At 46.2% G+C, this 24,407-nt stretch carries 22 protein-coding genes; 8 read left to right on the top strand and 14 right to left on the bottom strand.

The annotated features are described in order from the left end of the window. Positions 1-52 precede the first annotated feature (52 nt). A complete protein-coding gene (gene ppk1, locus NFI81_RS13470) occupies positions 53-2,371 on the top strand; it encodes a polyphosphate kinase 1 (protein ID WP_234611929.1) in 2,319 nt (772 codons plus the stop codon). Here the strand turns inward: ppk1 and NFI81_RS13465 are convergent, their stop codons facing one another. From NFI81_RS13465 to NFI81_RS13455, 3 genes are read right to left on the bottom strand one after another with little or no spacing between them, the layout of a single operon-like run. Then, positions 2,372-4,846, bottom strand: a complete 2,475-nt coding sequence (locus NFI81_RS13465; protein WP_234611930.1) for a bifunctional UDP-N-acetylmuramoyl-tripeptide:D-alanyl-D-alanine ligase/alanine racemase — start codon at positions 4,844-4,846, stop codon at positions 2,372-2,374. 36 nt (positions 4,847-4,882) lie between these two features. Continuing rightward, complete coding sequence (gene corA, locus NFI81_RS13460) at positions 4,883-6,010, bottom strand: magnesium/cobalt transporter CorA (RefSeq protein WP_234611931.1); 1,128 nt, start codon at positions 6,008-6,010, stop codon at positions 4,883-4,885. A 6-nt stretch (positions 6,011-6,016) separates the two neighbouring features. Continuing rightward, a complete protein-coding gene (locus tag NFI81_RS13455; protein WP_234611932.1) occupies positions 6,017-6,868 on the bottom strand; it encodes a universal stress protein in 852 nt (283 codons plus the stop codon). 353 nt (positions 6,869-7,221) lie between these two features. Between NFI81_RS13455 and NFI81_RS13450 the strand changes: the two genes are divergently transcribed. Next, entirely contained in the window at positions 7,222-8,622 is a 1,401-nt protein-coding gene (locus NFI81_RS13450) for a dicarboxylate/amino acid:cation symporter (RefSeq protein WP_234611933.1), read from the top strand. Positions 8,623-8,641: 19 nt separating this feature from the next. Continuing rightward, positions 8,642-8,995 carry an ArsC family reductase gene (locus NFI81_RS13445; protein ID WP_234611934.1) on the top strand — a complete coding sequence of 118 codons (354 nt, stop codon included), beginning with the start codon at positions 8,642-8,644 and terminating at the stop codon, positions 8,993-8,995. Here the strand turns inward: NFI81_RS13445 and NFI81_RS13440 are convergent. Further along, positions 8,992-10,218 (bottom strand): THUMP-like domain-containing protein, encoded by a 1,227-nt coding sequence (locus NFI81_RS13440; RefSeq protein ID WP_234611935.1) that lies wholly within the window; start codon positions 10,216-10,218, stop codon positions 8,992-8,994. The genes NFI81_RS13445 and NFI81_RS13440 overlap by 4 nt on opposite strands. Positions 10,219-10,473: 255 nt before the next feature. Here NFI81_RS13440 and acs point away from each other — a divergent pair, with 255 nt between their 5' ends. Continuing rightward, a complete protein-coding gene (gene acs / locus NFI81_RS13435) occupies positions 10,474-12,363 on the top strand; it encodes an acetate--CoA ligase (protein WP_234611936.1) in 1,890 nt (629 codons plus the stop codon). A 75-nt stretch (positions 12,364-12,438) separates the two neighbouring features. Here the strand turns inward: acs and NFI81_RS13430 are convergent, their stop codons facing one another. The 6 genes from NFI81_RS13430 to NFI81_RS13405 form a co-directional block, all read right to left on the bottom strand. Beyond that, positions 12,439-12,594 carry a FeoB-associated Cys-rich membrane protein gene (locus NFI81_RS13430; protein WP_234611937.1) on the bottom strand — a complete coding sequence of 52 codons (156 nt, stop codon included), beginning with the start codon at positions 12,592-12,594 and terminating at the stop codon, positions 12,439-12,441. Positions 12,595-12,614: 20 nt separating this feature from the next. Continuing rightward, on the bottom strand, positions 12,615-13,148 hold the full coding sequence (locus NFI81_RS13425; protein WP_234611938.1) for a YfiT family bacillithiol transferase: 534 nt from the start codon (positions 13,146-13,148) through the stop codon (positions 12,615-12,617). 80 nt (positions 13,149-13,228) lie between these two features. Beyond that, positions 13,229-14,020, bottom strand: a complete 792-nt coding sequence (locus NFI81_RS13420; protein WP_234611939.1) for an inositol monophosphatase family protein — start codon at positions 14,018-14,020, stop codon at positions 13,229-13,231. Between the two features lie 7 nt (positions 14,021-14,027). Then, the gene (locus NFI81_RS13415; protein WP_234611940.1) at positions 14,028-15,215 is read right to left on the bottom strand and encodes a lipoprotein N-acyltransferase Lnb domain-containing protein; all 1,188 of its coding nucleotides are present in this window, start codon (positions 15,213-15,215) and stop codon (positions 14,028-14,030) included. Beyond that, complete coding sequence (gene rsmI, locus NFI81_RS13410; protein WP_234611941.1) at positions 15,205-15,906, bottom strand: 16S rRNA (cytidine(1402)-2'-O)-methyltransferase; 702 nt, start codon at positions 15,904-15,906, stop codon at positions 15,205-15,207. Before rsmI ends, NFI81_RS13415 begins: the two co-directional genes overlap by 11 nt. Positions 15,907-15,942: 36 nt before the next feature. Beyond that, positions 15,943-16,188, bottom strand: a complete 246-nt coding sequence (locus NFI81_RS13405) for a 4a-hydroxytetrahydrobiopterin dehydratase (protein ID WP_234611942.1) — start codon at positions 16,186-16,188, stop codon at positions 15,943-15,945. A gap of 263 nt (positions 16,189-16,451) precedes the next feature. On the opposite strand from NFI81_RS13405, the gene NFI81_RS13400 reads away from it, so the two are divergent. Genes NFI81_RS13400 through NFI81_RS13390 form a run of 3 tightly spaced genes read left to right on the top strand, consistent with a single transcriptional unit; the run spans position 16,452 to position 18,364 of the window. Beyond that, positions 16,452-16,880: an OsmC family protein gene (locus NFI81_RS13400; RefSeq protein WP_234611943.1), complete on the top strand. Its 429-nt coding sequence runs from the start codon at positions 16,452-16,454 to the stop codon at positions 16,878-16,880. 41 nt (positions 16,881-16,921) lie between these two features. After that, positions 16,922-17,743 carry a thymidylate synthase gene (locus NFI81_RS13395; protein ID WP_234611944.1) on the top strand — a complete coding sequence of 274 codons (822 nt, stop codon included), beginning with the start codon at positions 16,922-16,924 and terminating at the stop codon, positions 17,741-17,743. A gap of 12 nt (positions 17,744-17,755) precedes the next feature. Then, the gene (locus NFI81_RS13390) at positions 17,756-18,364 is read left to right on the top strand and encodes a trimeric intracellular cation channel family protein (RefSeq protein WP_234611945.1); all 609 of its coding nucleotides are present in this window, start codon (positions 17,756-17,758) and stop codon (positions 18,362-18,364) included. Positions 18,365-18,367: 3 nt separating this feature from the next. On the opposite strand, the gene NFI81_RS13385 is transcribed toward NFI81_RS13390, so the two are convergent. Beyond that, complete coding sequence (locus NFI81_RS13385) at positions 18,368-19,282, bottom strand: DUF2911 domain-containing protein (protein WP_234611946.1); 915 nt, start codon at positions 19,280-19,282, stop codon at positions 18,368-18,370. 75 nt (positions 19,283-19,357) lie between these two features. Between NFI81_RS13385 and NFI81_RS13380 the strand changes: the two genes are divergently transcribed. Next, positions 19,358-19,894, top strand: coding sequence for an NUDIX hydrolase (locus NFI81_RS13380; RefSeq protein WP_234611947.1), 537 nt, complete (start codon positions 19,358-19,360; stop codon positions 19,892-19,894). Here the strand turns inward: NFI81_RS13380 and NFI81_RS13375 are convergent. From NFI81_RS13375 to NFI81_RS13365, 3 genes are read right to left on the bottom strand one after another with little or no spacing between them, the layout of a single operon-like run. Next, complete coding sequence (locus NFI81_RS13375) at positions 19,884-21,539, bottom strand: S8 family peptidase (RefSeq protein ID WP_234611948.1); 1,656 nt, start codon at positions 21,537-21,539, stop codon at positions 19,884-19,886. The genes NFI81_RS13380 and NFI81_RS13375 overlap by 11 nt on opposite strands. A gap of 11 nt (positions 21,540-21,550) precedes the next feature. Continuing rightward, complete coding sequence (locus NFI81_RS13370; RefSeq protein WP_234611949.1) at positions 21,551-23,143, bottom strand: FMN-binding glutamate synthase family protein; 1,593 nt, start codon at positions 23,141-23,143, stop codon at positions 21,551-21,553. 27 nt (positions 23,144-23,170) lie between these two features. Further along, positions 23,171-24,406 (bottom strand): 3-phosphoshikimate 1-carboxyvinyltransferase, encoded by a 1,236-nt coding sequence (locus NFI81_RS13365; RefSeq protein WP_234611950.1) that lies wholly within the window; start codon positions 24,404-24,406, stop codon positions 23,171-23,173. Position 24,407 lies beyond the last annotated feature (1 nt).

Genomic DNA, 24,407 nt, shown 5'->3' with positions numbered 1-24,407 from the left:
TTCGTTAAATTTTTATTGCTATTCGCAAACACAACCCTTAAAGAATAAAAATATGTCCGGCTCAACCGATCCCATATATAGCAACGGCAAGAAAGGCAGATTGAATAATTTGTTTGCTTTTTTTAAAAGTACCAAAGGTTCAGCATCCCCCGAGGACCCAAAAATCATCAGTCCTTCCAGTGAAAAGGCCAATACGCTTGTTCAACAAAGTGATCTGATCAGCCGGGATCTGAGCTGGTTGAAATTCAACGACCGCGTCCTGGATCAGGCAACCAATGAAGAACGAAACCTGTTCGACAGGCTGAAATTTTTGGCTATTACGTCTTCCAATCTGGATGAATTTTTTACGATCCGGGTTGGCAGCCTTTATAATTATCTTGATTTTGGTAAAGAACGGCTCGATTATTCGGGTCTGAGGGAAATTCCTTTCCGCAAAGTGCTCATGCGCGAGTTGCATGAGTTTGTCAGGAAGCAGAATGACTGTTACAAAAATCAGCTCTTGCCGCTGTTTGAACAGCACGGTTTCACAATCATCAAGGTGGACGATGTCCACGATGATGAGAAAGCTGCCGTTGAAGAATATTTTGAGCGCACAGTTTATCCGATGCTGACACCCATGCTGTTTGACTATACCCACGCCTTCCCGGTTTTGCTGGCGAAAGTGCTGATCCTGGGTGTAATTACGCAGGTGAAGGGAACCACCGCAGAAGAAGACAGGAAGCTGTCCTTTGTGCAGCTGCCCTTGAATCTGCCGCGGTTTTATGTCATAGATCGCGAAGATGAGTTGTTGTTTTTGCCTATTGAAGACATTGTAAGGGCTTACATTCATAAGCTTTACCGCAATGTGGATATCGTTTCAACCAATCTTTTCAGGATTATTAGAAATGGTGATTTTTCCCTGGAAGAGAGTGACGATGTTGAAGCGGATTTTATCGATGAAATCAAACAAAAAATAAAAAGCCGGCGCTTGGGACGCGTTGTGCAGGTTTCCATTGAGCATGACACGAATCCTGACTTGCTGAGTCTGATCAAAAAACGTTGGGAAATTGATGATTACAATGTTTTTCCGATTGATGGCTTCATAGATTACACGTCGTTCTGGGGCATTATTAAGCATCCTGAATTCAAAGATCAGATCCCGGCGATCCATCCGCCTGTGCCACCGCTGGGACTCGACAGAGAACGGATTCCGGATATTTTCGAAGTCATGCGCGAGCGCGATATCCTGTTGCACCATCCCTATAACAATTTCGAGCCCGTTTTACAGCTTTTGGAACAGGCCGCCGAGGACCCGAAAGTTCTGTCTATCAAACTGACGATTTACAGGCTGGCTAAAAATTCGCGGGTAACCGAAGCACTTTTGCATGCAGCGGAAAACGGTAAACACGTAGCTGTTTTGTTCGAGGTTAAGGCACGGTTTGATGAAGAAAATAACATCAGGGAAGCGCAGCGGCTGCAAAAGGCTGGCTGTTTCGTGATCTATGGCATTGGTCTACTCAAAACCCATACAAAACTGCTGCTGATCGTTCGTAATGAGGGAAACCGGGTGCTGCGTTACGCGCATTTGTCGAGCGGGAATTATAATGAAGATACGTCCAGACTTTATACGGATACAGGGCTATTGACTTCAAATGAAGAATATACACATGATATCTCAGAGTTTTTCAATGTTATCACAGGACATTCAATTCCTTCTGAATATCAAAATCTGATCACCGCGCCGCGTTATATGCGCGACAAGTTAGTGGATCTGATTCAACAGGAAGCGGAGAATGCACGTGCAGGGCTGAAAAGCGGGATTTGTATCAAAATTAATTCCCTCGAAGACAGAACCACCATTCTCGAACTTTATAAAGCATCGCAGGCAGGTGTTCCAATCAAATTAATTGTTCGCGGCATGTGCTGTCTGCGGCCGCAACGTGCCGGACTAAGCGAAAATATCACGGTCAGATCACTGGTAGGGGACTTTTTGGAACATTCGCGCATATTTTATTTTCACCAGAATGGCGATCCGCTGGTATATGGCGGAAGTGCCGATGCCATGGTGCGGAGTTTCGACAAGCGCATTGAATCACTGTTTAAACTCGTGGATCCACGCGTGCGCCAGGAGGCCATTCACATTTTATATTACAGCCTGCAAGACAACGTGAATGCTTATGAAATGCACGAAGACGGTAGTTATGTCAAATGCGAGATCCTCGATGGGACAGAGCCGCTGAACGTGCACGAGGCATTTTACAGTGTAACGCTTGACCAGGTTATGGCCACGCACCTTTTCGAAGACGAACCGGTTCGTGCAACGGCGTCTGAAACTATCGAATCGGTTGATTCAGAAGAGTTTACTGAAACTCGAAACGAAACGCAGGTTTAATTATTCTTTATAGAAAACCCTTTTAACACGATCTCCGATTCCAGTAAGGATTTCGTATGGGATCGTGTTAATTTGTTTTGAGAGCTCAAGAATTGGCATTTCCTTCCCGAAAATAATTACCTCATCACCCTCCTCCACGGTGGCCCCGGTTACATCGATCATGGTCATATCCATACAAATGTTGCCGATAGTCGGGCATAGCAGGCCATTTACCCATACTTTACCCGCTCCATTTCCTAACCCGCGATCATAACCGTCTGCATAGCCGATGGCGAGTGTAGCGATTGCCGCGTCATGGTCCAGATGGCCCCGCCGGCTATAACCGACTGTTTCGCCAGCAGAAAGATATTTAATCTGCGACACAACCGTTTTTAATGTTCCTACTGATTGCAAGGCCTGCTGTTCCTGCCCGGTTGCCTCTACGCCATAAAGCCCGATCCCCAAACGCACCATATCCAGCTTATAATCCGGGAACCGAACGATTCCGGCCGAGTTCAGAATGTGTTTAATTGTGGTGTAGCCCAATGCATTTTCAATTTGCTGCGCACCCTCCTGGAAAAGCTCGAACTGCTGTTTTGAAAAAGCATTGTGTACACCTTCGTCAGCGCCAACAAGATGTGAAAAGATCGATGCGACCTTGATATGCGGATTGGTGGCAAGCGTTTCGATGAGCCATTCGAGGTCGTCTTTCACAAATCCCAGGCGATGCATGCCCGTATCGAGCTTTAAATGTATGGCTGGGATTTCAGCAGTGAATTTATTTTTATTGACGAAAGCGATCCATTCGGTGAAGATCCGCTGGCTGTAAATTTCCGGCTCCAACTTATATTGTAAAAGCAGGTCGAAGGCCTGGGAAGTTGCATTCATCACCATAATGGGCAATGTGATGCCGCTTTGCCTTAAAACCACACCTTCGTCCGCATAAGCGACGCCGAGGTAATCCACGCGATGGAACTGTAATAAAGACGCCACTTCGGCGCTTCCCGTGCCATAAGCGAAGGCTTTAACCATAGCCATGATTTTGGTTTGCGAACCGACTTTTGACCTATAAAAATTCAGATTATGCGACAATGCATCCAGATTTATCTCAAACACTGTTCCGTGTGCTTTTTGCTGCAACCGCTGAACGATCTTTTCAAACGAGAATGGCCTGGCGCCCTTAATGAGGACAAGACTGTCGTACAAAGAATTGAAGGGGAATTCTTGCAGGAATGTGGCGGTGTCATTGAAAAAGTGGGTGCGTGTAATGTCAAACGCTGCCGCCTGGCCCTGGATTTCCGGCCCTATTCCAATCAATCTGTCGATGGCTTTCTCTTTCAGGAGCTTGGCAACCGTTCTATATAGTTCGGCGGGCGTCTGGCCGGTTTGCAAAACGTCCGAAAGGATCACGGTCTTCTTTTGCCGCTGTTCCTGTTGCGCGAGAAAATTGAGCGCCATGGATAAGCCCTGCAAATCGTTATTGTAAGCATCATCAATAATGTAATTGTGATTAATGCCTTCTTTCAGCTCCAAACGCATGGAAACCGGTTTCAGCAGCCCTATGCCTTCCTGGATTACTGAGCTAGGAAAGCCGAAGTCCAGCAGAAAAACAATGCAGTGCGTGAGGTTTTCAAGGGAAGCTTCGTCGGTGAAGTTTGTATCAAATTTTTGATTGCCAAGTTTTCCGGTCAGCGAAATAACAGTTTTGGATTTCTCCTTTTGATAAGAAACACTGATATCAGCACCTGATGCCGGTGTGCCCCAGCTGATGGTTTTTAAAAAAGTGTTTACCGGCCTCAGTATCAGATTGATTTCTTCGTCAAGTTCAGCATAATCCTTTCTGTAAATGAGTTTTTTGACTTTGGTAAAAAGGCGCAGCTTTTCAGTGATTTTTTGCTTTTTACTTTTGAAACCATCATCATGGGCCGGGCCGATATTGGTGAAAATACCGATTGTAGGCTGCATGACAGGTTGCAAATACTCCATTTCGTGCGAACGCGAAATCCCGGCTTCAAATATCCCAAGGGTGTGCTGTTTCCCAATGTTCCATACGGATAATGGAACGCCGATTTGTGAATTATAACTCTTTGGGCTTGCAACAATGGTCTCCCGCGGAGACGCGAGCTGAACGAGCCATTCCTTTACAATCGTCTTGCCATTACTGCCGGCTATGCCCACAACCGGAAGATTGAACTGCCGTCGCCTTTCTGCCACCAGCGACTGCAAGGCACGAATGCTGGACGGTACAACCCATATCCTGGCATCACGCCAAACAGCAGTTTCCCAACGCAGCATTTCCGTGTAAGCAGCTTCTTCCACCACAAATTCCCTAACGCCACTGGCGTACAATGCCGGCAAGAATTGATGCCCGTCGTGCCTTTCACCTTTAATTGCAAAAAAGATGCTTTGGCTTGGGAAAGAAATCTGGCGGCTGTCCGTAAGCAGGTAAGCGGCGTCTGTTGTGATTGTTTGAAAGCTGTCTACTGTAAAGTTCATTCCAATGCGATTTTCAGGCCACAAAGGTATCAAACCTTACATCCATTTCTTGGATTTGAAATAAAATATCAGCCCGATCGTAACTGCAATCATTAAACCCCAAACATAATAATAACCGTTGTGAACCCTTAATTCGGGCATATTGTCGAAGTTCATGCCGTAAACGCCTACTATAAATGTAAGTGGCATAAAAACAGCGGAAAAAATCGTCAATGTCTTCATCACTGAATTCATCCGGTTACTGATGGTTGATAAATGTACGTCGGCGAGGCTCGCGACGAGTTCTCGATAGGAGTCAATGGTGTCAAGAACCTGCATGACGTGATCGTAAAGATCCCGAAGATAGGGGATCGTTTCCTTGCTGATCAGCGGATTATCCTCCCGGATCAACTGGTTGATCATATCCCGCAGCGGCCATATAACCCTTCTGGCGATGGTCAGTTCGCGTTTCAGCGAGTATAGTTCTTTGAGTGACAACTCCTCTGTTCCCCGGATTACCTGGTCTTCAACCGTATCCAGACTGTCGCCCAGTTTTTCCAGCACTATGAAATAGTTGTCAATCACGATATCCATCAACGCAAATAGCAGATAATCGGCGCCGTTCCGCCGGGTTTTGCCTACGGAAGCTTGTAATCTATCCAGTACGGGCGTAAAAATATCATTGGAAAGCTCTTCCTGAAAAGATAGCAAATAGTTTTCTCCCAAAACAAAACTGACATGCTCAGCAGAAAGACATATGGGCGATTCCGAATCAATGTGCAACATTTTCAGCGTCAGGAACAAGTGCCCGTTGTCATATATTTCGAGTTTTGGCTTGTGTTCCGTGTTTACTACATCTTCCAGCAGCAGGGGATGCAGGTGATAAAGTTTGCCTAATTTGGCTATCAGCGCAGTTTCATGGATTCCGTCGACGTCCAGCCAGGTCACGGCTTTTTCATTGGAAGCTTCGGGACTGCATTCGAGCAGCGATTTCACTGGCTCGTCCCGAAAGATCTGGTCATTGTAAACGATTTTCCGGATTTTGGTCTTTAACTCAACATCGGGTCCAATGTAAGTGAGCGTGCCCGGAGAGGTCAGCAGATTTCTCTTATACCGCTTCTTTTTTTGGTTACGTGAAACCAGATCTTCCGGCTGGAAAGCCCGTTTGTTCTCTGCCTTTTCCAATTTGATTTATTTGAGATGAAAAACCAGCAATGGCACATGCGTGTCTATGATCAGTTTCCTGGTAACGCTCGGATTGATCAAAAATTCTTCAATAAACGAACGTTCCCGCGCCGACATAATGAGCAGGTCTGCGCCTACTTCGTCGCAATAATCCTCTATGCCGTCAAGCACATGCCTGGATTCGCGAAAAACAATGGCGTCGGCCGCAATCGTGAATTTGGATTTAATTTCGTCAATGAACTGATGATCAGCCTGAATGTTGGGTTGTGAATCGGACTGGATTTTTAATAATGTCAAATTTGCGCCGAGGTGGTTCATCAAAACGAAAACCTCACGCAAAATATCGGTTTCATCATATTCAAACTGGGTAGCATATACGACCTTCTGAAATTTATTCGGCATGCTTTGCGGAGGGATCACCAACACAGGACAGGTTGAATGCAGGCCGATGCTGGTAGCCGAACTGCCGATCAGCTTATCCATAAAACCACCCGTGCCCGTCCGCCCGATCACAATTAAGCTGGGATTATGTGTTTCAATGGCCTCTTCAACCGCAGACTGAACGCTGCCAATCGCCCAAATTGCCTCCGCCTGATAACCCTCTGCAATAACTTCCTCGATATACTTTTCCAGTTTTTTCTGGAATTCTCCTTCCAGTTCATTGGTCATGGAGAGAAAATCACCGCCATCGATTCCTGGAAGCACATTGCCGGGCGTAATGTTAACGTCCGCAATATAAGGCTGGTAAGCATGCAATATCAGGAGCTGGGTTGTCTCTTTTTCGGCTATAATTTTTGCCGCAGCCAATGCGCGTTCCGCATTTTCGGAAAAGTCTATTGGGATAAGGATCTTGTTCATTGTCAGGGCCTGTTTTTTGATTGGAATGATGTAATTTCCGAACATATCAAATTTACAGACTCAAAGCAAAGAATCGTGCCCCTTTTAAAACAAAGATAATTTGTGCGCGTTTGCGCGTTTGCTTCGGGTCGACAAGCATGGTGTTTTCAAATTTCGCGGGCGGTTTAAAATTTTATCAAACCAATATTTATTTTTCAAAACCAGTCTAGTTTAGTACAATCATTAAATAATATTGTCCAAAACATATAATTAATTTTGTGTTTTGCTTTAAATGCGTTTGCATTGATAGTTGGGCTTAAATTGATTTTTTATAAGTTTACCGTTGAAACAAATTCCTCATTCTAATATCCTGTATGAAGAGCAAGATTACCATCATCAACATTGTCCTTGTAACTATTGCTGCAATAGCCACCGTGCTCAATGCATACGATATCATCTCTTTATCTGACACTGTTTTACTTAGCCTTCGCTGGGCGGCACTTGCAGGATTAATCCTTTTTGCGGTCCTCAAAAGGAATTTGACGACATCCATCCTGATTTCCATGCTGGTCGGAACGGAGATCGGTTATGATTTTCCCAAGATGGGCACAGAGCTGCATTTCTTGCGGCAGATATTTTTGCAAATGATCAAAACGGTGATCGCACCATTGCTTTTTGCCACGCTTGTAACAGGAATTGCCGGACATTCGGATTTGAAACAGGTCGGCAGAATGGGTTGGAAATCATTGCTTTACTTTGAAGTTGTGACCACATTTGCATTGCTGATCGGCTTATTTTTTGCCAACTGGTTTAAACCCGGCGTCGGAATTATTCCTCCCGAATCATTGAATGCAACTTTACCGAAAGTGGCAGAGCAAACCTGGCAGGATATCGTTCTGCATTCATTTCCTGAAAACATTGCCAAATCGATTTATCATGGAGAAGTGCTTCAAATCGTTGTATTCAGCGTTTTGTTTGGTATAAGCCTTGCATTACTGCCATCTGTAAAAAAGGAAAAATTTGTTCACGGCGTCGAATTGCTTGCCGAGGTCATGTTTAAACTTACAAAGATCATCATGCTTTTCGCGCCGATCGGCGTAGGCGCTGCTATTGCCGAAACCGTGGGTCATATGGGGATTGACGTGCTGCGGAACCTCGCATTGCTGCTGGCAACATTATATTGCGCATTGATCGTTTTCATTCTGATTGTTTTCATTCCTATTGCATTGTTTGCAAGAATCCCGGTTATTAAATTTGCCAAAGCCATTTTTGAGCCTGTATCCATTGCTTTTGCAACAACAAGCTCCGAATCAGCGCTTCCCAAAGCGATGGAGAAGATGGAGAAATTCGGCGTTCCCCGGCAGATCGTTTCGTTTGTAATGCCAACGGGTTATAGTTTCAATCTCGATGGATCCACATTGTATCTGGCACTCGCAACCGTATTTGTCGCCCAGGCCACCGGAACCGAAATGTCTTTCGGACAGCAGCTTACGATGGTTTTACTTCTGATGCTAACGAGTAAAGGTGTTGCGGGAATTCCCAGGGCAACATTGGTGATCCTGCTTGGGGCCATTGCTAATTTCGGAATGCCGGAATGGCCGGTGCTGCTGATCATGGGCATTGACGAGCTGATGGACATGGCGCGGACTTCTGTGAATGTGACAGGAAATTGCCTCGCCACAGCGGTAATTGCGCGTTGGGAAGGAGAGTTGGATGATCAGAAAATGCATAATTCAGACCTGGTTACGGAAGAGCCGGTTATTACAGAAGTTTAGATTTCATTAAAATATGTTTATGTTGACGGTTTACGGAATACCCAATTGCGATACAGTAAAGAAAACACGCACCTGGCTCGAAAAGAATAACATTGAATATGCTTTCCATAATTACAAAACGGAGGGGATCAGTAAGGACAGGATCACAGTCTGGTTCAAGAGTCTTCCCTGGGATAAAGTTGTAAACAAAGGCAGCACAACCTGGAAAGGCCTTTCCGACGAAGAAAAGGCGTTGATAACAGACGAGAAATCGGCCGCGAAACTAATGATAGCGCATACGTCCGTGATCAAACGTCCGCTCATTGAAGACGAATCCGGAAAGGCCGTAGCGATCGGGTTTTCCGAGAAAGAGTATGCAGAAAAATTCCTTTAACGCTTCGGCTTTATGGTGACGATCATTACTCTGGAATTGTCAGCGAGTGTGGTGGCGAAAAGATAAAACATGCCACCATCCTTTAATTTCAATTTTTTCCTTAAATCCTCACTGCTCGCCGGAAAATTACGGACCGTAAGGTTCGCCTTATCGCCTCCGATAATTTTCTTAATTTCACGGATGGCCGGTTTGCAAACAGCGACTACTTCAAAAACACGTCCGGGAAACCCGTTTAACAAATGCTCTGACGTATATAACTGACTGTTAATGGCCAGTTTATTCAGAGAAAAGGTGTTGCAAATGGTCCTGAATGCACCTGCTTTCAAAACCGCAGCATGCGGTTCATATAAATATTGCAATGGAGTGGAATAATGGACCTCAGCCTGCTGCTCCGTTTTACGGGTCAAATCCAGTAGATTCACTGTATCACCTGAGCTGCTGATAATCCGCACCTTAATCTCGAATGTATCCGAAATCCAATCCTTTTTCAGCACAAATAATAGCTCCTTACATTCACCTTCGTAACCAATAACGTGCACTTCTTTCAGGTTTCTGAGGGATCTGGCAGCCAGGTCAATGTCGAGCAGAGGAGAAGTTTTGAGCAGGACATTCGGCGCGCGCTCGAATAAAACGCTTAAATGCTCGACAACATCCGGCGTACAATCCGACAACAGCACAACCTTTTCCTGGTTTGCATTGCGCCTCGCGGGATCGGCGTAAATCCAGTCCGCACTATACGGCTCAGTTTTCAGTGTTTCTATGGAGTCGGCAGCATGGACACATATATTGTTGGCGCCAAGTTGATCAAAATTAAATTTCGCTGCTTCGGCAACGACTGGCTGTTGCTCAAAATACTGCACATACTGAAAGTTAGCTCGCATATAATAGCAGTCAACACCCATGCCGCCAGTAATGTCAATTAATTGATGCCCGGACATTAATGTAGCTTTATATCGTGCCGTGGCCTCCGATGAACTTTGCTCAACTGACAGGGCAGGAGGGAAGATCAGCTCCGGATTTGCTGACCATTCGGGAAGTTTTTTAACAGCTTTTTGCCTTGACTGAATCTGTTCTGCCAGTTTCTTGATATTGAAGCCTTTAAATTGCGTGCCGCGCAGCATCAACTTGCTCACATCATCTTTCAAATGGGCTTGTATGAACGTAATTTCTGCTTGCGAAAAACCAGCTTCGTCTTCAATGTTATGGGGTGTGTGCTCATTCATCGGATTGTGGTGTGTTTAGTTCTGGCCCGAAAATACATCATTTTACATGTATGTCACAGTTTTACGTTGCATCAGCGCGCACATTACAGAATATTAAAAAACCTCTTCCATACTGTCGGCGGGCTTGGCGTTGATAATCAATGGAATGCGGTTTTTGAGTAGTATTTTCTGTTTTGCTTTAAGTAGGACGAACCAAATGAAAATTATAAATTGTCCCCTCATATCCCTTAATCCTAAGTCTAACCTTTATTTATCATGAAAATTAAGACCTTTGAAGCGTATCAGGCTGCCTACAAACAAAGTGTAGACGATCCCGAAGGTTTCTGGGCAGAAGTAGCCCAACAATTTCAGTGGCGCAAACCATGGAAAAAAGTCCTGAGCTGGGATTTTAGTGAAGCAAATATCAAGTGGTTTGAAGGCGGAGAGCTCAACATTACCGAGAATGCATTGGACAGGCATCTTGCCGAGCGCGGCGATCAGCCTGCCATTATCTGGGAACCCAATGATCCCGAAGATAGATCCGTGACCATTACTTACCGCGTTTTATACGACCGGGTTTGCCGTTTTGCCAATGTCCTTAAAAAACATGGCGTAAAAAAAGGTGACCGCGTGTGCATATATCTGCCCATGGTGCCCGAGCTCACCGTAGCCGTGCTTGCTTGTGCACGCATTGGAGCCATTCACTCGGTTGTTTTCGGTGGCTTTTCAGCAAAATCCATCGCCGACCGCATTAATGATGCCGAGTGTAATATGGTGATCACCTCCGACGGTGCTTTCCGTGGGTCAAAAGTGATCCCGATGAAAGAAACGGTCGATGCTGCTTTGGATCAATGTCATAGCGTAAAACATGTGATCGTGATGACGCGCACACGAACGCCGGTTTCCATGCTGAAAGGCCGGGATCTTTGGTGGGAAGAAGAAGTGAAACACGTGGATTCCGTATGTCCGGCCGAGCCTATGGACGCGGAGGATACACTGTTTATCCTGTATACATCAGGTTCTACGGGTAAGCCTAAGGGCGTTGTACATACATGCGGCGGCTACATGGTTTACACAACTTATACTTTTGCGAATGTATTTCAATATGAGCCGGGGGAAATCCATTTTTGTACGGCAGACATCGGCTGGATCACAGGCCACAGTTACATTGTGTACGGACCCCTTTGCTATGGGGCCACCTCTGTGGTTTTCGAAGGTGTTCCTACTTATCCTGATGCAGGTCGTTTCTGGGAAATTGTTGCCAAACATAAGGTCAACATTCTATATACGGCTCCCACAGCCATTCGTTCGCTGATGAGTTTTGGTTTGGATTTTGTTAAAAAACACGATCTTTCTTCACTTACCAAACTGGGTTCGGTAGGGGAGCCGATCAACGAAGAAGCATGGCACTGGTTCAAAACCAACATTGGACATGACCATTGCCCACTCGTAGACACCTGGTGGCAAACCGAAACGGGCGGCATTATGATCTCACCACTAGCTGGCATCACACCTGAAAAACCTACATTCGCAACATTGCCATTGCCGGGCATCCAGCCCGTGTTGGTCGATGAAAACGGTAAAGTAATCGAAGGAAACGGCGTTAGCGGAAATCTTTGTGTAAAATTCCCGTGGCCGGGCATTATCCGAACTACATATGGCGACCACGAGCGCGCCAAACAAACCTATTTCTCAACATATCCAGGCATGTATTTCACGGGTGATGGCTGCTTGCGGGATGAGGAAGGTAACTATCGCATTACCGGCCGTGTGGATGATGTGCTAAATGTTTCCGGGCACAGAATAGGCACCGCAGAGGTGGAAAATGCCATTAATATGCACTTGGGTGTCGTTGAATCCGCCGTGGTTGGGTACGCGCATGACATTAAGGGGCAAGGAATTTACGCCTATGTTATCGCGGAAAACCAACCCGATGATCCCGAAATGTTCAAAAAAGACATCGCCGCCACCGTTTCCCGGATCATCGGCCCGATCGCAAAGCCGGACAAAGTCCAGTTTGTAACAGGCTTGCCGAAAACGCGCTCTGGAAAGATCATGCGGAGAATTTTAAGAAAAATATCGGAAGGCGACGTAAATAACCTGGGCGATATCTCTACGCTGCTTGATCCGGCGGTTGTGGATGATATTAAGAAAGGGGCTTTATAAGTTCTTGTTCCTGATAATACATAAAAACGGGGAGCTCCAAATGGGCTCCCCGTTTTTATGTATTGATTATGAATGTCAATGATTTTTAGCGGCGATGGCCTTATCCGCGGCGCAGCCGCATCCTTTTGCACAACCGCCGTCATTGCGGTTATCAAATGCTTTCCAAACACGCCAGCCCATAAAGCCCAGTGCGGCAAGAAAAAGGATTAATATGATTATCTCTTGTGCCATGCCTTAGTAACAGCCTGTTTTTACCAATTGTTCCTGGCTGCAAGCTGAAATGCGTGCTGATAATGATGTTCGCTGTGCCATGCATAATTCGCGATCACTTCGTCGAGGCGAAAAACACGACCGGTTGCCGGATGCGTGTAAGTTCTGGCCAAATCATTTTCATCCATTGAATTGAGCAGCAAAACCCAGCGCAAATGAATGTACCGAAGCAATTGGATCGAAAGCTCAACCTGTGCCATTTTGGCATCGGGAAGTTCAGCCCAGAGCTGCTCTTCGTAAGGTTTAATCACCGGATTATCCTCTGTCATTGCAAGCCTGCAACGCACGTAAGCATTCATATGGCTGTCCGCAACATGGTGGATCAGCTGCCTGATTGTCCAGCCATCGGGGCGGTAAGGCGTATTATATTTATCATTATCCCAACCTCCGAGCAGGTTAATAAATTTTGATGGTAATGCACTAATGATCTGAATGTTAGATTTGACCTCTGCCGGCGTATAATAATTCTGAAACTGAAATTCGCCTATCGGGTATTTAAGCTGCTCTATGTCCATGGGGCTAATTTTGAATGACTGAATGAGCGGTCGCCGTTGCGATGAATGACTGAATGTTCGCCGCTACGATGAATGTTTTCCTAAAAATTTTCTCTGATCACTTCAACCAGTTCTTTGTGGCCTCCTGCGGCTGCGATGATATCTCCTCCGAACAAATAATTGTCGCCGCCATTGAAATCGGTTACGGTTCCGCCTGCTTCTTTGATCATCAGCACACCTGCTGCCATATCCCAGGAATTGAGGTTATACTCATAAAAACCATCAAACCGGCCGGCTGCAACGTAAGCAAGATCTACGGCTGCGGCTCCCATTCTTCTGATGCCGTGCGTTTTTTGCATCAGGAGTTCGAGAATGTACATATAGCGTTTTTGCTTTTCGAATTTATAATAGGGAAAGCCGGTTGCGATCAAACTGTCGGCCAGCGATTCTACGTTGGAAACCTTCATAGGCTTGCCGTTGCACCACGCGCCGCCGCCTTGCCATGCATAAAACATTTCGTTCAGGCTGGGTTCGTGGATCACTCCCAAGAGCAGTTCCTTGCCTCTCGCCAATCCTACGCTGACGCAATAAACGGGAATGCCATGGATAAAATTGGTAGTGCCATCCAGCGGGTCAATGATCCAGTTTAATGCGGAAGGATCCGGTTCCTGGCCGGTTGTGCCTTCTTCGGTGATAAAGCTTGCCTCGGGAAGCAGTGCGTTAAGGCCGGCCACCAGCAATTTTTCCGCTTCTTTATCGACGTAGGAAACAAGATTGTTCAGGTCTTTGTATTCAATTTTGTCACGCGAAAACAATGCTGCTTCCTGCTGAATAAAGGATGATGCCTGCCTTACGATTTCTATGGTTTGCTGTGTGAGCTGTTCGAGATTCATTACTATACTATCCTTTCTGGGGGATTTTAGAGAGTGAATTATTCATGTAGTAAACCCGGATGACCAATGTCAATATGATCGGGATTACGACATAATTATGTTTTAACAGATTACCTGTTGCGCAAAGTAAGAGAAATCCGTAAAATATCAACAGGAACGAGAACCAGGATGGTTTCTTCTTTTTAGAAATCTGAAAAATAAGTGGCATCCAGAGCGGAAACGCCCATAAAATGTCGTAGTTCCATTTGGTATCATGATGCTCGGTGGCAAACCATAGTAAGGCTAGCAACCAGCCTGCAAGACCTACAATTGAAAAAAGTATTTTGTCTAAAAGGAAATTCAACTTCTCCTTTTTGATCTGCCAGTAAGTGATGCCTAATGTCAACACTGCAAGAGCCCAGAAGACATTCATTGGCGTAAAAATACCCGTGTAATTTCGCGGCTCGGCTTTGAAATATTCATTTGTCGACTTCACCAGCGGCGTCAGGCCCGAAGCGGTCTTCACTCTTGCGTCGGTGAATGCAATGGCCAGGTTATCAGGCAAAAAGGTTGCTTGTTCGGGCGTGGCGATCTCGTCTGCGGGAGTTCCCAAAGCGAGGTCCATACCAAAGTCGGCCCACGGATTTTGCTTGAATGCATAGCGATCGATCCACTGTCTGAAACTCAGTTTTTCATGTGTATAGCCTTTGTAAACCAGACTGTCGCCACAAGCTTCTTTCAATGCAACAGCCAGCCTGCTGGCGCAGTTGTCGTAGAAAAATTTGTATGAATAAACCCTGTTTTGGGGCAGATAATTGGTTTCCAGGTAATTATAGAGCTTTTGTTTTTGAGGAATGCTCAGATTAAGCACTTGCTCGGAAATGGAGCGGTTTTCGGCGCGGTAATAATCCAGTTGCGGCCCAAGCGGATGAACCGAAATGCTGTATGGCAGATAGCCGCGCATAAAGTTGATGTAAAAATTGCCCTGATCGAAACTGAATGTTCCGTAACTGTAAGCATTATCAATACGCAACACGGGATCGTAAACCCAGAGAACGCTATGTCCAAAACCCGAATATAGTTCGTCGCCCGGCCCGAATGTGACCAGACTAACCTTTGCTTCCGGGCTTAATGTGGCAAACTGGGCGTTTGCGGATGTCTTTGTGATCAAAAAAATGGCAACCAACGCAACCAACCTGAAAATGCTAATCCTCATATTTATCTGATTTCTTTTTTTCTTCAACTTTTCCGGCCAGGATGATCACGATTTCGCCTTTAATGGTCTTTTCTGAAAAGTAAGCGATGACTTCTTCCAGCGTACCCCGGACGTTTTCTTCGTATATTTTCGTCAATTCCCGGGCTACGGAAACCTGCCTGTCCGCTCCGAAAAACTCAGCGAATTGCTGTAATGCTTTCACCAACCGGTGCGGGGATTCGTAAAATATCATGGTCCGTTCTTCGGATGTGAGATTTTGCAGGCGCGTCTGGCGGCCTTTTTTGTGGGGTAAAAAACCCTCAAAAGTAAAGCGGTCGCTCGGCAAGCCCGAATTAACCAATGCGGGCACAAAAGCCGTTGGTCCGGGCAGACATTCCACCTGAATGCCCTGTTTGATACATTCCCTGACCAGCAAAAAACCAGGGTCAGACACGGCAGGCGTTCCCGCATCCGAAACCAGCGCCATACTTTCGCCCTTTTGGATCCGCTCGACCACGCGCGTAACCGTTTGGTGCTCATTATGAACGTGATAACTGTGCATGGGCTTGGAAATACCCAGGTGTTTCAGCAGATTGCCCGAAGTCCGGGTGTCTTCTGCCAGAACTACGTCCACACTTTTTAAAACATTGATGGCGCGAAGTGTAATATCTTCCAGGTTGCCGATGGGCGTGGGGACTATGTAAAGTTTCATTGAATGCAAATGGGCGCAAATGGGCCGGCCACGCAGTTATTTTTTATTTTTTTCAAAAATCGTATCAATAGCAGCGGCGAGCTTTTTGTCTTTTTCTGTAACAATGTCGCCTGCGTCGTGTGTATTCAATTCAAATGTTACTTTATTATAAGTGTTGGTCCAAAACGGATGATGGTCCATTTCGTCAACTGTTTCTGCCACCTCGGTCATAAAGGCAAATGCTTCCTTGAAATCCTTGAAATTGAAGCTCTTCTTCAATTTGTTGTCGTCTTCTTTCCACATGGCGTTTCGCGCTTATTTTATCAAAATCCTTTAAAACGGCATAATAAAACGAATATACGAGGTTTATGCTTCTTTTTAAATTATTAGGTTAAATAGCCGAAACGGGTTTGATGAAGTATATTTGAACTTTGATCCGGTTGTAATCCTTATTAAAATATAATAACCATTTGAACCGTCATGCCAAACGCGAGGACGTTACTTCAAATGGCTTTTGAAACATTTTACCATTAAAAAAGCCCCGCTGAAACAACGGGGTAACGATTATGAAAGTAGAACTCGTTCGTGTTGATGACGCCTTTCATTTTGAAGGCAGTGGTTCCTCAGAAGTGAAAGTCCATACCGACGGCTCGCCCGAAATCGGCGGAAGTAACCTGGGCGTGCGGCCAATGGAATTGTTGTTAATGGGTTTGGCAAGCTGCAGCGCCATTGACGTAGTACTCATCCTCAAAAAGCAACGCCAGGAAATCACCGATTTCCGCGTCAGTGTGGAGGGCGATCGTACGCAGGAGGCGGATACACAGCGCAAGCCATTTACCAAGATCCATCTCACATTCAAATTCGCCGGTAACAATCTGGACGAAAGTAAGATAAACCGCGCCATCGGCTTATCCATGGAAAAATACTGCTCGGCAACTGCCCAGCTGGAGGCGCTCGCAACGATCACTTATGACGTTGAGATCGCGACCGTTTAAACAAACATTATCTTCTTTTAAAAAGGATTAATTATATCGCAATGCAGCAATATCAGGATTTGTTACGCCATGTACTCAAACACGGAGTTCGCAAAACCGACCGCACGGGCACTGGCACGGTCAGTGTTTTTGGTTATCAAATGCGCTTCAACCTGAAAGACGGATTTCCGTTGGTTACCACTAAAAAGGTGCACACCAAATCGATCATCCACGAGCTTTTGTGGTTTTTGAAAGGCGATACCAATACGAAATATCTGAAAGACAACGGCGTTTCGATCTGGGATGAATGGGCGGATGAAAATGGCGATCTCGGGCCGGTTTACGGAAAGCAGTGGCGGAGTTGGGAAGGACCCAATGGCAAGACCGTGGATCAGTTGCAGGAAGTTTTGAAACAACTCAAAAACTCGCCTGATTCGCGCAGGATCATTGTTTCGGCATGGAACCCTTCACAGTTGTCTGAAATGAAATTGCAGCCTTGTCACGCGCTGTTCCAGTTTTATGTTGCTCCGCCGGATGAAGATGCAGGTGAAATGAAGGGAAAACTATCCTGCCAGCTTTACCAGCGCAGCGCGGATGTTTTCCTGGGTGTTCCGTTTAACATTGCGAGTTATGCATTGCTTACCATGATGATCGCGCAGGAATGCGACCTCGATCTGGGTGATTTTATCTGGACCGGTGGCGACACGCACATTTATCTCAATCATTTGGAACAAGTGGGCCTGCAGCTCAGCCGTGAGCCGCGCGCGCTTCCCAAAATGGTCATTAACCCGGATGTTAAAAGTGTTTTTGATTTCAAATTCGAAGACTTTGAACTGCAAGATTACAGTCCCTGGCCGGGCATCAAAGCGCCTGTTGCGGTTTAGCAATTTCGCCGGATGAGTATTCAATATATTTTAGAGATCATTGGGACATTTGCTTTCGCTATTTCCGGCGCCCTGGCCGTGAAAGATCAGAAGCATCAGGACTGGTTTGGCGCGAGTTTCACCGCATTCATTTCGTCGATTGGCGGAGGAACATTGCGCGACATTCTGATTGATAGTTATCCCCTCGTCTGGATCAGTGACATTACGATCATTTATGCCATTATGGCTGGGATTCTGGTCACTTTTATATTTTACAAATTCCTTTTAAAACTTCGCAAGACGCTTTTTCTGTTCGATACATTCGGGATTGCCTTATTCACCATAGTAGGAACAGAAAAAGCGCTTCATCTGGGCATACGGCCCGAAATAGCCGTTATTATGGGTGTTTTCACAGCCACCATGGGCGGCGTGATCCGCGATATGATGACCAACGAAATTCCGATCATTTACCGCAAAGAAGTTTATGCAACCGCTTGTTTTGCAGGGGCTTGCAGCTATTTGTTATTAGATAAAATAGGGGCCGGGCGCAATGTTGCGTTTATCACCGCCTCGCTCGTCATCATTGCCATCCGGATTTTAGCCGTCAAATTCGGTTGGAGCGTCCCACGGTTTTTTCGGTGATAATTACTTCTTCTTTTTACCTTTAACAGAGGCAGCAGCCTGTTTGGGGGCGGCGGAAACTTTGGATTGGATCTGCTTGATTCCGTTTTCGATTTGTCCTTTGTAGAAACTCGAGAAAGCAACGTCATTCGTTGTATTTCCAAATGTTAATGCTTTCTGAGCGACTGGCAACGCTTCTGCATTCTTGCCTAGCTTGCTCAAAATCTGTGCTTTCAGCCATAGATTTGAGTATGATTCTTTCAGGCCAATCGCTTTATCGGCCAGGGAAAGCGCCACTTGCAGATCTTTGCCTTTGGATAATAAATAACCGGCTGTGCTTTGCAGTGCGGCAACATCTTCCGGTTTTTCTGCAACCGCTTTGTTCAAGCCAGCCATTGTTAACGATTCGGTGTTCACGGCAAGCGGAACGGGAACATTAACAGACGACCACGCAATGTTCAGATAACCCGTGCTGTCCGATGCAGGCTCAATGCTGATCTTGAAGCTTTCGGTGAATTCACCGGAGGTTGGAACGACCATTACTCTGGCCACATCTTCTGATTCTTTATAATCCTGCGTGCCGCCCTGATTAAAATTTTTATTCAAAATCACGGTCCAGGCTGCGCCCGATGGGATGGAGAACAGTGCGTATTTTCCGGCAGGCACTTTTTTTCCTCCAAACGAAAAATCTGTTCCGGCTTCGAATATGGTCGCCATATTTGCTCCCGTGCGCCAGATCTGGTTATAGGGTGCTAAAGCTGAACTGTCGGCGAAAACTTTTCTGCCTTTCAGGGCTGGACGTGAATATTTTACAGTGAAATCAGTAACGCCAATGCTTTGCATGACCGTGGCGGCGGGACTGGCTTGTGGCGTGCGCTGTCCGATGGCTGTGGTGGCCAATAATGCGGCAAGGGAAACCGATAATAAATACTTTTTCATTTCTTAATAAGGTGGTTTATTTCTTGAAGTATTAAACTTGTGGTGAAATTAGAATGAAAAAATCACATAGCCTACATGAAGCGGAATAGTTTGCTTGCCCTCCTGAATGCATATACGCCGGAAAATGGACTGGAAAAAGAAATGTATCTGGATACGATCGCATTTGTGAAAAAGCATCCCGATTGCTTCGAGCGGTCGCTGGAAATCGGCCATGTAACGGCTTCGGGACTTGTGCTTTCCGCGGACGGGCAATCGGTTCTGCTCATGCATCACCAAAAACTGGGACGCTGGTTACAGCCGGGCGGACATTGTGATGGAGATCCTGATACAGAGCAGGTTGCACGTAAAGAGATTTGGGAGGAAACCGGAATTAAACATTTAGAATTGTATAAGCAGGGCATCTTTGACGTTGACATTCACCTTATTCCGGAAAGAAAAGGTCTTCCTGCGCATAACCATTTCGACATCCGGTTTGCTTTTAAAGCTGCTCCTGGCCAGGACATCGTGGTGAATGATGAATCCCTGGATGTGCAGTGGATTCCTCTGGACAATGTGAGGCAATTAAATGATTCTGAGTCTGTTGTGCGAATGATCCGCAAGGTTACTGCTTGATGAATTTCAATGCTTTTTCATGACTATCAATGCGGATTTTAACCAGATACAGTCCCGCAGATAATTGATTTGCAGCTATGGATTGCACACTGGTCAGCCTTGCTTCTGAAACACTTAACGCTGCTCCATTTAACCCGTAAAGACTAAGCGTTGCTTTTTTGCCGATCAAATGTGGTGGAATAGTAAGGCTTGCATTGTCCAGCACGGGATTGGGCGACAGCACTATTTCTTTCAATAAATCGCCTTCCGTTCCCAATGGCGTGTAGTCTTCCTGAATGATCTGCTCCGCTTTTACAGCGCTGGGAACGCCGTAACCCAGCATATTATCCGGCGCACTTGCCTGATGCCCCGATTTCTTGATAACATTAATGAGTTGCTGCGCAGATAGATTGGGATAAGCCTGCCATAAAATCGTTGCAAAACCAGCGATCAATGGGGACGAAAATGACGTGCCGTTGCTGCTGGCCACATTGCCGGATGCGTTACCAATTACCGATCCTAAACCAACGGCTGCCACATCAGGCTTTTGCTGACCTGCTGCATTAGGCCCGACAGAGCTTAATGCGGTATAAACGCGTTCGTAATTAGTGGCACCGACAGTTAACACAGAATCAACATCTGCGGGCGCAGTGACATACCGCCAAACCTTATTTCCCTCATTACCGGCCGAACACACCACCAGCATGCCCGTGCGCGTAGCATAACGTGCCGCACGACTGACAATGGTGGTTTTCCCGTCGAGATCCTGATATGTGTAGTTGTATTCTGGCTTGTCAAATTCCGCATCGAATTCGCTGTAACCCAGGGAAGAATTGATTACGTCCGCACCTACACTATCCGCGCGTTCGGCGGCCATAAGCCAGGTAATTTCTTCATAAGGCGATTCAAGAAAGTCATTTTCTGTGCGGTAAAGCGCGTAATTTGCCTCAAATGCTGCACCGATCATAGATCCCGGTTGATTGGCTGCCATAGTGGACATGACGTGCAAACCATGCGATCCATCGTTGAAAACATTGGTTTCTCTGCCCATGAAATCATAAGTATCAACAATTTTTTTTGCGTCACGAAGTGGCTTTAAAAACCCAACCTGATCTGCATTCAAAAAACCGTTATCCAGGATGGCGATCAGCATATTTTCTCCGTGAAAACCCTTGGTATGCAGTTGCGGAACGTCCATTAATGCGAGTTGCGCATTCATATTTCCGTAATTCAGGTCTTCCTCAGCTTCCAGTTTAGCTGCTATGCGCTCAACGCCAGGAGATTTTCCAATAATGTTGGCAACGGGCAGATCGAATTCGATGCTTTTGTAAAACGGCAATTTTTTAATGTTGGCCAGTTGCGCAGCAGTGGCCTCCACCACAGCGCCATTGAACCAGCGGGATGTGAAAATGACGGAAGCACCAAGTTGCTTGATCGCGAAAACATAACCCGGATTGACAGGGAAATCGTGGGTTGTTATGGAAATGTTCTGCCGGGTTCTTCTTGCAATGGCGCGTGCAGAAAGGAATTCAGCGGGCTTATCCACTGAAAATGTTGACTTGTTTTTGTCTTTGAACAGAACAAAATAACGCGGGTTACTTTGCGCAAAACAAAGGTTTAAACAAAGAAATGTGGCTGTGAGTGTGCTTAGTATAGTTCGGATCATGGTTGTCAAATTTAGACTGTCTTTTCACCAGGAATCTTTCGGCCTCCTAAATGCGGACAGTCGAGCAGCGCGCGAATGCCGGAATAGGGGACAATGGTTTTCAAATATCCGTAATTGTCTGCCAATGTAATTGTTTTATTATGATCGCCCATTGAAATATCAATGTCATTCATTCCGAACTGACACGGATGTTCGTAACCGGTAGCGTGCGTGATTTCAATAATTTCCTTTGCCAGCGTGCTCATGTAGCTGTTGAAACGCTCGCTTTTCAATGTTGGGTCAATGCCCGCTTCGAGCCATTTGTTGTTGGTAGCAATGCCGGTCGGACAGCGGTTGGTGTGACAAGTTTGCGCCTGAATGCAGCCAATCGACATCATTGCCTCGCGGGCAACGTTAATAATGTCCGCGCCCATAGAAAATGCCATAACTGCCTGGGCGGGAAGTCCCAGCTTACCGGAGGCAATGAAAGTGATCTTGTCAGTTAGGTTTCTTTTCTGGAAAATTTTATAAACAGTGCTGAAAGCGAAAACTAATGGTAACGAAACGTGATCGGCAAAAGAAGGGGGCGCTGCGCCTGTTCCTCCTTCACCGCCATCAATAGTGATAAAATCGGGGCCTTTGCCCGTTTCGGCCATAATATCCGCCAGTTCTTCCCACATATCCGTCTTACCCACAGCCGATTTCAACCCGACCGGTAAGCCTGTTTCAGCTGCCATGGCTTCAATAAAATCAACCATTTCCTTCACATTGGAAAATGCACTGTGGTAGGGAGGGGAAACCACATCTTTCCCGATGGGCACGCCGCGGATCTCTGCAATTTCGGCCGAGATCTTGCTGGCAGGCAATACGCCGCCTTTGCCCGGTTTTGCGCCTTGTGAAAGTTTCAGCTCGATCAATCGCACGAATGGATTAAGCTGTGTCATTTTCACAAGCTTTTCCATGACAAAATTGCCGTCGTGATCACGGACACCAAAATAGGAAGTCCCCATATTGAAAACCACATCCGCCCCAAACTTGTGGTAAGGCGACAATCCGCCTTCGCCGGTGTTGTGATAATTGCCAAATTGGAACGAACCCTTGTTTAACGATTCAATAGCACGCGAGGAAAGCGAACCAAAGCTCATTGCGCTCACATTGACAATGGAACGCGGCCGATAAGGGCGCTTTCGGTTGTGAAATTCACCGATTACTTTGGCAGATGGAATGGTGTAATGATGCGGATCATTACCATTCTTAACATGGTGGCTGTGCGTTGAATCCAGCCTGAAAGGCAGCATTGCTGGCTTTATCAGCACATAACCGGCTTCCTGCATGTTTTGGTCTGTGCCAAAACCCTGGTAATTGTTTTCTTTTTTGGAGGAAGCATAAATCCACGAGCGCTGGCGCCGGTTGAAAGGAAGTTCCTCCCGGTTGTTGGCGACAATATATTGGCGCAGTTCAGGCCCGATCGTTTCCAGCATGTAACGAAAATGGCCTACCAAAGGGAAGTTATGCTGAATCGTATGCTTCCGCTGCAAAATGTCCCTGATCGCAATGATAACGGGGATCAAAATCAGGTATACCCATATGGGGATAGAAGCAAAGAACGAGGCAACATTTTCCATGAACTCAGGATTTAAATGATCGGAAGGTCAGACCTCTTCCCAGGTTGTAACCACCGAAAGGTCTTTCCAGTAACCAGGATACGATTTCACAACAACGCCTGGTTCTTCGATAATGATAGGAGCCACCATGCCGGCAGGCGCAAATGCCATGGCCATGCGGTGGTCATCATAGGTGTGGATGGATGGAGTTTCTTTTGATTCAAAACCTGAAATGCGCGACACTTCGTAAAGATGGTTTTTCTCCACTTCGGTCAGCGTGGCGCCCAACTTTTGCAGTTCCTGCTGCAAGGCAAAAACACGGTCGGTTTCCTTTATTTTTAAGCTTTCAATGCCAGTTAAGGACAATGTGATGCCTTTTACTGCGCAGCAAACAGCGACGGTTTGTGCCAGGTCCGGGCAATCTGTGAAATCCCAGCCTATGGATGCCGCAGGGGCAATTTTAGTTAAAAAAACACCTCTTTCCGTAAAAACACTTTCCACGCCCAGATGACGCATAATGTCAACAATAGCGCTATCACCCTGCAATGAATCCTTTTTCAACCCTAACAATTCCACCTCGGCATCATCGGCCAGCGCCACAATGCTGTACCAGTAACTCGCCCCCGACCAGTCCGACTCGATGGCATAAGGGTGCGGCTGATATTTGAAAGGAGGGATTATAATGGTGTTCGTATGCCAATCCGCTTTGTATTCTATACCAAAATGCGCCATTTGATTCAATGTCATTTCGATATAAGGCTTTGATCCGACTTCGCCTTCCAGCTTGATTTTCAAGCCACTAGGCAAACCGGGCGCGATCAGCAGCAATGCTGAAATATATTGGCTGCTCACATCCCCGCGCATGACGATTTCGTTTTGGCCGGAATAGGCGAAACCATTCAATTTCAGCGGTGGGTAACCTGTTTCTTTTTCGTATTCAATGTCTGCTCCTAAAAACCTTAACGCATCCACCAGAATCCCAATCGGCCTTTCACACATGCGCGGCGTGCCGGTCATGATTTTGGTCTGATCAGTCACTGCAAAATAGGCTGTCAGAAAACGCATTGTGGTTCCTGCATCAATCACATCCGCCACCGTTTCATTCGAACTGAGCAGCCTGAGCATGGTTTGCGAGTCGCGGGCTTCGGAAATATTGGAAAGCTCGCATTTAAAACCGGTCAGGGCATTGATGATCAAAGCACGGTTGCATTCACTTTTGGATGCCGCAAGTCGTATTTCTGCGCGTATGGATTTTTGGGGTGGGTGGACTAGAATGGATTTCACG

Origin of the sequence: Dyadobacter fanqingshengii (assembly GCF_023822005.2) — a bacterium.
GTDB classification, from domain to species: Bacteria; Bacteroidota; Bacteroidia; order Cytophagales; family Spirosomataceae; genus Dyadobacter; species Dyadobacter fanqingshengii.
Note: the sequence above shows the minus strand (reverse complement) of the source record. Positions and strands in the feature narration are given on the sequence as shown.

What these genes read in the sequence shown, in the direction of transcription:
- ppk1 (WP_234611929.1), top strand. Translation starts at nt 53, where the DNA reads ATGTCCGGCTCAACCGATCCCATATATAGCAACGGCAAGAAAGGCAGA.
- NFI81_RS13465 (WP_234611930.1), bottom strand. Translation starts at nt 4,846, where the DNA reads ATGAACTTTACAGTAGACAGCTTTCAAACAATCACAACAGACGCCGCT.
- NFI81_RS13455 (WP_234611932.1), bottom strand. Translation starts at nt 6,868, where the DNA reads ATGAACAAGATCCTTATCCCAATAGACTTTTCCGAAAATGCGGAACGC.
- NFI81_RS13450 (WP_234611933.1), top strand. Translation starts at nt 7,222, where the DNA reads ATGAAGAGCAAGATTACCATCATCAACATTGTCCTTGTAACTATTGCT.
- NFI81_RS13445 (WP_234611934.1), top strand. Translation starts at nt 8,642, where the DNA reads ATGTTGACGGTTTACGGAATACCCAATTGCGATACAGTAAAGAAAACA.
- NFI81_RS13440 (WP_234611935.1), bottom strand. Translation starts at nt 10,218, where the DNA reads ATGAATGAGCACACACCCCATAACATTGAAGACGAAGCTGGTTTTTCG.
- acs (WP_234611936.1), top strand. Translation starts at nt 10,474, where the DNA reads ATGAAAATTAAGACCTTTGAAGCGTATCAGGCTGCCTACAAACAAAGT.
- NFI81_RS13430 (WP_234611937.1), bottom strand. Translation starts at nt 12,594, where the DNA reads ATGGCACAAGAGATAATCATATTAATCCTTTTTCTTGCCGCACTGGGC.
- NFI81_RS13425 (WP_234611938.1), bottom strand. Translation starts at nt 13,148, where the DNA reads ATGGACATAGAGCAGCTTAAATACCCGATAGGCGAATTTCAGTTTCAG.
- NFI81_RS13420 (WP_234611939.1), bottom strand. Translation starts at nt 14,020, where the DNA reads ATGAATCTCGAACAGCTCACACAGCAAACCATAGAAATCGTAAGGCAG.
- NFI81_RS13415 (WP_234611940.1), bottom strand. Translation starts at nt 15,215, where the DNA reads ATGAGGATTAGCATTTTCAGGTTGGTTGCGTTGGTTGCCATTTTTTTG.
- rsmI (WP_234611941.1), bottom strand. Translation starts at nt 15,906, where the DNA reads ATGAAACTTTACATAGTCCCCACGCCCATCGGCAACCTGGAAGATATT.
- NFI81_RS13405 (WP_234611942.1), bottom strand. Translation starts at nt 16,188, where the DNA reads ATGTGGAAAGAAGACGACAACAAATTGAAGAAGAGCTTCAATTTCAAG.
- NFI81_RS13400 (WP_234611943.1), top strand. Translation starts at nt 16,452, where the DNA reads ATGAAAGTAGAACTCGTTCGTGTTGATGACGCCTTTCATTTTGAAGGC.
- NFI81_RS13395 (WP_234611944.1), top strand. Translation starts at nt 16,922, where the DNA reads ATGCAGCAATATCAGGATTTGTTACGCCATGTACTCAAACACGGAGTT.
- NFI81_RS13390 (WP_234611945.1), top strand. Translation starts at nt 17,756, where the DNA reads ATGAGTATTCAATATATTTTAGAGATCATTGGGACATTTGCTTTCGCT.
- NFI81_RS13385 (WP_234611946.1), bottom strand. Translation starts at nt 19,282, where the DNA reads ATGAAAAAGTATTTATTATCGGTTTCCCTTGCCGCATTATTGGCCACC.
- NFI81_RS13380 (WP_234611947.1), top strand. Translation starts at nt 19,358, where the DNA reads ATGAAGCGGAATAGTTTGCTTGCCCTCCTGAATGCATATACGCCGGAA.
- NFI81_RS13375 (WP_234611948.1), bottom strand. Translation starts at nt 21,539, where the DNA reads ATGATCCGAACTATACTAAGCACACTCACAGCCACATTTCTTTGTTTA.
- NFI81_RS13370 (WP_234611949.1), bottom strand. Translation starts at nt 23,143, where the DNA reads ATGGAAAATGTTGCCTCGTTCTTTGCTTCTATCCCCATATGGGTATAC.